Source organism: Sodalis-like endosymbiont of Proechinophthirus fluctus, from assembly GCF_001602625.1.
In the GTDB taxonomy this organism is placed as follows: Bacteria; Pseudomonadota; Gammaproteobacteria; order Enterobacterales; family Enterobacteriaceae.
In genome coordinates, this window is record NZ_LECR01000055.1 from 9131 (window position 1) to 16300 (window position 7170).

Sequence of the window (7170 nt, forward strand, 5' to 3'; positions counted from 1 at the left end):
GCCAGGTATCATGCACGACGCCATTATCAAGCTGGCCGTCGCGGTCGGACACTGGAAGTGCCGGAACAGGTTTTGTCCCGCGAATCTCTTTATCTGGCCGATGAGGTCTTCATATCCGGTACTGCCGCCGAGATAACCCCTGTGCACAGCGTTGATAGCATCAAAGTGGGTATCGGCAAATGCGGCTCGGTCACCAAGCAGTTGCGGCAGGTGTTCTTCAGGTTTTTTACCGGCGAGACTGAAGATAAATGGGGCTGGCTTTGATCCCGATCAATATCGAATAACGATAAAGCTTTCGCGCAGAAGCACTGCAGCTTCCCTGGCCATCTGCATCTGAATAACTGGAGTTATGAGAATACCTAAGTGCTGTTCCGCTACCACCTTCACGGCCGTAATATGTCCGGAGCACGCGTCTGGCACGCTACGGGGATGACCGACGATGATTTCGGCAAACCAATTATCGCCGTGGTCAACTCTTTTACACGGTTTGTCCCTGGCCACGTATATCTATGTGATCTGGAAAAGCTGGTCGCCGAACAAATCGAAGCGTCTGGTGGGGTAGTGAAGGAGTTTAATACCATCGCAGTGGACGAAGGTATCACGATTAGGGTAGGGTACGGCGGCATGCTGTACTCTCTGTTCCCGCGCGAGCTTATCGCTGATTCGGTGGAATACATGGTGAATGTAATTGTGCCGACGCTATAGTGTGCATTTTCAACTGTGATAAAAATCACCCCGGCATGCTGATAGCGTCACTGCGCTTGAACATACCGGTTATTTTTGTTTCCGCGACGGCTTAATGGAAGCCGGTAAAACCAGGTTGTCGGATAAAATCATCAATTTGGATCTGATTAACGCGATGATTCAGGGCGCGAATCCCACGCCTCGGATGAAGATGGTAACCAGATTGAACGTTCCGTCTGTCCGACATGAGGAATCATGCTCTGGCATGTTTATCTTCAACTCGATGAACAACCTGACCGAGAGAGCTTAGCCTTTCCCAGCCGAGCAAAGGTTCAATGTCGGAAACGCTGGCACGCTACGATATCATGGTGAACGACGACGCAGCGGTAAAGCATGTACGCCACAGGGCCGTTTGGTGTCCGCACCACCCAGGCGTTTTCACAGGGGTATCGCTGTCCATCGCTGGATGACGATGATCATCAGGAAGGCTGCATCCGCACCCGTGAATTTGCCTATAGCCAGACGGTGGGTTGGAGGTGCTGTATAGCAACATTGTGGAAGACGGCTGCATCGTGAAAACCGGCGGCGTTGACAAAGGAATCCCAGTGTTCCGCGGGCCGGCCAATGTGTTGAAAATTAGGAAGACGCGTCCGAGATCATCCTCAGCGGTAAAGTAGTGAGATGTCGTAGTGATCCGTTAAGAAGGCTAGAAAGGTAGATCGAGAATACAGGAAATGCTTCATCCTACCACCATCCTTAAGTCTATGGTGGCTGGGTAAAAGTTGTGTGCTAATTATCGATGACCTCTTTTCCGGTGGTACCTCTGGATTGTCTATCGGCCATGTGTCGCCGGAAGCCATCAGTGGCACCCTGATCGGGCTGGTGCGCGACGGAGACGTTATATATATTAATATCGCCGGTCGCGGCATTGTGCTAGATGTAGCTGATGACGAATTAGCCACGCGTCGCGAGACCGAACTGACGCGCGGTGGCCAAGCTTGAACGCCAGTCGCGCGTGTGAGCGCCAGGTGTCGCTCGCCTTGAAAGGCTATACCAGTTTGGCGATCAGCGCGGAATAAAGGCGCGTTGCGCGATAAAGACAAGTTGGGAAGATAAGGTGGCTATGGCTGAGTCTCAACTGTTTTCCGCCAAGCCTTATCCTGTAGAATACCTGCATGCCGGTGTATGAAGCGGCCCAGATCACACCGCTGCAGATGATGACTTGAGGTGTCGGAACGTCTCAGCAATACTGTAATGGTAAAACGTGAAGACTGTCAATTGGTGCATGGCTTTAAACTGCGAGGTACCTACACGATTGATCACGGCGATCAGTGCAGCGCAGCGGGCTTTACGTGATTACTATATCAAAGAGCAACCATACCCAAGGTAATAGCGCTCTCCTCCAGTCGTCTCAGCATTCCTTTGTTCATCATGACGCCAGTCAATATCACTGATATCAAAGTGGACGCGGTACGCGGTATGCGACATCGGCATCGAATCGCTGTTGTTCAGCATCAATTTTGATGAAGCCAAGGTGAAAGACTGAGTTGGCGAGCTAGCGTACGTAATACTACCTTTGTACCGCCGTTCGATCATTCTGAGGTGATCGCCAGCCAGGGGAAGCTGGCGATAGAGTTGCAACAGTAGGAAGCCCATCTGGATCACATATTTGTGCTGGTAGGAGGCGGTCTGTCGGCGGGCGTGGCGGTTCTGATAAAACACCTGATGTCGAAAATCAAGGTTATCGGCGCAAATCAAGGTTATCCGGCATTGAAGCGAAAGAGTCCGCGTATCTGGTAGCGGCTCTACGGGCCGCCGCGCCGGTGGATTTACCGCGGATCAGTCTGTTTACCGAAGACGTGGTGGTACGGCGCATCGCTAATGAAACCTTCCGCCTGTGCCGTATTATCTAGATGATGTCGTTACTGTAGATATGCTGCGGTGAAGGATTTATCTAAAGACGTGTGGGCGATTTTGTCGGGCCGGCCTCCCTTCGGTACGCTGGCAGGAAAAATATGTCCAGCTTCATGGTATCCGCGATGAGATCACCTGGCGCACGTGCTGTCCGGCGCCAACGTCAATTTTCACGGCCTGCGCTCTGTCTCGGAGCGCTGTGAACTTGGGCGAGCAGTGCGAGGAGCTGATGGCGGGNTTTCCAGAAAGAAAGGGTAGTTTTCTGGCCTTCTGCGAGCTTTTGGCGTGGATGGTCGATTACCGAATTCAATTACCGCTACAGCGATGCCGATAACAACTGTATTTTCATCGGCATTAGGATGACCCACGGGCGATAGGAGAGCGGGGAATGGCGGAAATGGCTGCCAACGGTTTACTGAGTGGCGGATCTTTCCGACGATGAGATGGCCAAGCTTCACGTCCGTTATATGGTAGACGGTTGTCCGTCGCAGCCACTGCGCGAGCACTTAATATAGCTTCGAGTTTCCCGAGTTCTCCGGAGAATTGCTGAAATTTTTGTACACGCTGGGCACGCGCTGGAATATTACACTATTTCACTACCGCAGCCACGGCACGGATTATGGCCGTGGTGCTAGCGGGGTTTGAATTGGCAGAGCGCGAACCGGAATTTGATCATCATCTTTCGGCCTTGGGCTATGTGCCACGATGTTACCGCCAGTCCGGCGTTTCGATTGTTCCTGGCGGATAACCACCCTGTCCGCCGGGGAGAAACAAGCGTCAAGCGCCGGTTAATGCTCAGCAGTTGCTAGAAAGCGTCGATCAATGGCACTTTTAGCCGTTTTTTGTATACAGACACCCGGCGCCCAGCGGCGAGACCGGGGTGCCGTTCTCCAGCAGGGCGATGCGGCTACGCACCGGTTCTGGCGAATTGTCTATCACTACCGACGGGATGGATCAGAGCGATATCGCAGCCAAGCGTGACCATCGACACGATCTCTTTATTGCCCACGACGGTGGCATAAATCAGTAGATTGCTGATATGATTGCATTGAAACTAGAGCTCAATGCGCTGCCGCGCCGGACCGTGCTCCGGCAAAATGAACGGGTATTCGACCAGTCCGACTGTGGCGTCTTCAACTCTGGTGAGAACCGGAACCAAGAAAGGCAGAGCCAGTGCGATCAATATCATAGGGATTTCGCTGATGGGGGTAAAATCAATACTCGCCGGCATAATTTCTAGATGGCCAGCTGTGCCCATACGCTTAGCTGGACCGCACCTTGTTCAGCACATCGCCGGTGGTGAGTTTTATTTCCACTAGCGGATGCTCGGCGCGAAACAGATCGGGGGATCTTCGGCAAGTGGCCTTAGGCGGCGGCTACCGAGTAAAAAAGCCGTAATTCTGCCACACTGACTGAGGTGACGCCGCAGCTGCTAGTATTGCAGCAGGGTTTGTTGCGCGAATTCTTCCAGTTACCAGCCGGCGTCGTCGGTCAACTTTTCAGTACGGTTGTCGCATAATAAAAAAGCGTCTGCCCGACGTCCTACTCTAACTACTGGATCTTGGCACGACAGGGTAGAGTAGATGGGCTGACATGCATCGCCTTTGCGCTGCGACCGAAGTGGTGGCTTTCCGCCAGGTGGAGAAACAACTTGAGGTCGCGAATATCCATGATTCGCCTGGTGAATGAACGAAACCCACCGTCACTTATAGCTGGCAATTGATATTGCAGATTCTGCAAAGTCAGACTGTTAATATATCAATTTAAGCAATGTTTTTCCTGCGTTACAAGGTTAGCAGAAAAGATTCCTATCCGCGAGCGAACACCTACGGCACGCCATGATACCTGATGATGGAGTTACACCATAGCTAACTACTTCAACACATTAAACCTGCGCCAACAGTTAGTTAGCGCAGTTGGGTAAATGTCGTTTCATGAGCCGCGATGGGTTCGTCGATGAAGCGGGTTACTTACAAGGCAAAAAGTAGTGATCACCGGCTGTGGCGCCTAGGGCTTGAACCATTGGTTGAATATGCACAATTCCGGGTTTAATATCACCTACGCGCTTCGTAGAGAAGCGATTTCCAAGAAGCATCCCTCCTGGCATAAGGCGACGGAAAACGGCATTCTCGTCGGCACCTTGCGAAGAGCTAGTGCCAGAAGAGGACCTGATCGTCAACCTGACCCCCGCCCGACAAGCAACACTCCGCGGTGGTTCAGGCGGTACAACTACTGATGAATCAAGGCGCCGCGCTGGGCTATTCCCCACGGCTTTAACGTTGTTGAAATGGGCAAAAAAATCCGCCTAGACATAAATTTTTTATCATATAGTTAATGGCGACTAAATGCCACGGGACCGAAGGTGTGCAAAGAGTATAAACGTGGCTTTGGTATGCCAACCCTTATCGCTGTGCATCCGGAAAACGATCCAAAGGGTGAGGGGACGGCTCAGACCAAAGCCTAGGCGGCTGCGACTGGCAGGTCATCGCACGGGCATGCTGGAATCTTCCTTCGTCGCCAAGGTCAAGTTGGATCTGATAGGTGAATACAATATCATCTGTGGTATTCTGCAAGCCCGATCGCTGCTATGTTCCGGCAAAATGGTTGCCGACGGCGTCGATCCGACCTACGCTGGCAAGCGAATTCAGTTCGGCTGGTAAAACCACCACCGAAGAGCTGAAGCAGAGTGGCATAACGTTGATGATTGACCGATTGTCCAACAGCGCGAAGTTGCGTGCTTTTCCACTGTCTGAGCAACTCAAGCAACTGATACAGCCGATGTTTGAAAAACAGATGGACGGATATCACTACCGGTGCCTTTTCTATTGGCATGATGGCTGATTGGGCCAACGATGATGTTGAACTGTTCGGCTGCCGCGAAGAAACCGACCATACATCATTTAAAAATGCGCCGCAGTATAATGAAAAAATTAGCGATCGGACCTATTTTGACAATAGCATACTGATGATCGCCACGGAAAAAACTAGCATGGAGTTGGCACTTAAAACCATAACCTATTCCGATATTACCACCGCCGAGTTGGCTTATTACGAATCCCTGCATGAATTTCTACTCATCGCCAACACCGTCGTCCGCAAGCGTCTGGATGAACGTGATTATTTCCGACACCACCAAATATGGCAGCTATCTATTCGCCAGTGCCACCGTGCCGTTGCTTAAAGAGGCTTGTATGGGTAACCCTCAGAGGGGATTTAGGAAAACCAGTGGCCGAGAGTGAAACTGATAATGCGCGCTTGCTTGATGTCAACGAAGCGATTCACCGACATCCGATCGAAATCGTGGGCACCGAATTGCGCGGTTAGCATGAAGGATATGAAACACATTGTGATCGCTAACTGACAATCAGTTAGTCATTCTGGGGATGACGCGCCAAAGGTTTGCATTCCCGCTGATTCGGCGGGGATTTTTTGCCTGCTGACAGCGAACACGGCTTGATCGCGGCGGGTATACAGGGCGCTGGCGGTGCGTTTATCTCCCTGCAGTGGGCAGTTGCGTTCCGGCGACGAATAGGCGTAGGCGCATGCCGTAAAACGCTCTTCGACTGACCGCAGGGTAAACCCCAGCGGCGCTTTCTATTACAATTCCCCTCCGTTCTCCGCCACCATTTTTGTCTGGGAATTACTTATGCGCCTTAATCCAAGCCAACAGTAAGTCGTCGAATTCGTCACTGGACCCTGCCTTGTGCTGGCCGGCGCTGACTCGAACGTAGGTCATCACCAATAAAATTAACCACTTGATCCGCGGTTGTGGGTTACCCGGCGTGCCATCTTTCGGTGGTAACCTTAGGACGATTTGGCATGGATCAGGTGCGTAAACTGGTCAGTGTCGAGGAGTGGATGAGCTATGAACAGAGCCACCTGGCCAGTCTTCTCGCTCAGCTGGCCAAGCGCGCAACGAGGGCGGGTAGGGTATTTCCCATTTTGCGCGCGAGAAGGCATTATGCCGGGATTAGAGGACACGATTCAGGCAGGGCTTAGCGCTTGCGGCGTTTTTACGGTTGATGTGGTGTGGCAGGCGGCGCTTTTCGCAGCAATAAAGACCGCTTGCTAATGAGCATTAGCTGATCCGATAACCCAGTTTTTCAGTGCTTCTTCCAAATAACAGCCAGTGGATATAACTCTGCGACTAGCTTTCTTGCTCCAGGTATTTTGCCCGCAGCGGATGCTGGTTTAACCAGTTTTGGGGCAACAGCACGTGTAGCGTCTCGTCTTATGGCATGCAGCTCCACAGCGGGCAACGCGTCGTCGCGCTGGCGATTGGCAAAGATGATCGCCAGCCGCATCAACCGGCATAGGTGTTTGTCGATGCGCTGCGGCAGACTATTTTGCTCATTCAATTGGGTTAATTCAATGTGGTTGCTCTGGTTTTTCAGCAGCTTGGCGATAAGCTTTTTGCTAGGCGCGGGTAAAACTGGGAAGGTCAGTATGGCATGGTAGACGAGATAGGCGGCATAGTACGGGGAGCCGCATTTAATATCAATGCGTAGGCCGATTTTGTGGATCATGCTCGCGCAGCGTAGAATCGTAAAACATCGTTCGTCCAGTTGCCAG

Annotated in this window: 1 protein-coding gene and 7 pseudogenes; 6 read left to right on the forward strand and 2 right to left on the reverse strand. The window is 51.9% G+C overall.

Annotated elements, in window-relative coordinates; genetic code table 11:
* The 4 pseudogenes from BG74_RS17320 to BG74_RS17345 form a co-directional block, all read left to right on the forward strand.
* A pseudogene (locus BG74_RS17320) lies at positions 1 to 264 on the forward strand (aminotransferase class IV); the annotation flags it as partial.
* Between the two features lie 91 nt (positions 265 to 355).
* Positions 356 to 1800: pseudogene (locus tag BG74_RS18995) on the forward strand (dihydroxy-acid dehydratase domain-containing protein).
* A gap of 7 nt (positions 1801 to 1807) precedes the next feature.
* Positions 1808 to 2835: pseudogene (locus BG74_RS17340) on the forward strand (pyridoxal-phosphate dependent enzyme); the annotation flags it as partial.
* A gap of 1 nt (position 2836) precedes the next feature.
* Positions 2837 to 3407 (forward strand): annotated as a pseudogene (locus tag BG74_RS17345) (hypothetical protein); the annotation flags it as partial.
* Here the strand turns inward: BG74_RS17345 and ilvY are convergent.
* Positions 3404 to 4269, reverse strand: a pseudogene (gene ilvY / locus BG74_RS06260) (HTH-type transcriptional activator IlvY). The pseudogenes BG74_RS17345 and ilvY sit on opposite strands and share 4 nt — an antisense overlap.
* A gap of 193 nt (positions 4270 to 4462) precedes the next feature.
* Here ilvY and ilvC point away from each other — a divergent pair.
* Together ilvC and BG74_RS13670 are read left to right on the forward strand one after the other, a co-directional pair.
* A pseudogene (gene ilvC / locus BG74_RS06265) lies at positions 4463 to 5959 on the forward strand (ketol-acid reductoisomerase).
* Positions 5960 to 6366: 407 nt separating this feature from the next.
* Positions 6367 to 6597 (forward strand): hypothetical protein, encoded by a 231-nt coding sequence (locus tag BG74_RS13670; protein WP_187202728.1) that lies wholly within the window; start codon positions 6367 to 6369, stop codon positions 6595 to 6597.
* 104 nt (positions 6598 to 6701) lie between these two features.
* Here BG74_RS13670 and BG74_RS06275 read toward each other — a convergent pair.
* Positions 6702 to 7170 (reverse strand): annotated as a pseudogene (locus BG74_RS06275) (guanosine-5'-triphosphate,3'-diphosphate pyrophosphatase); the annotation flags it as partial.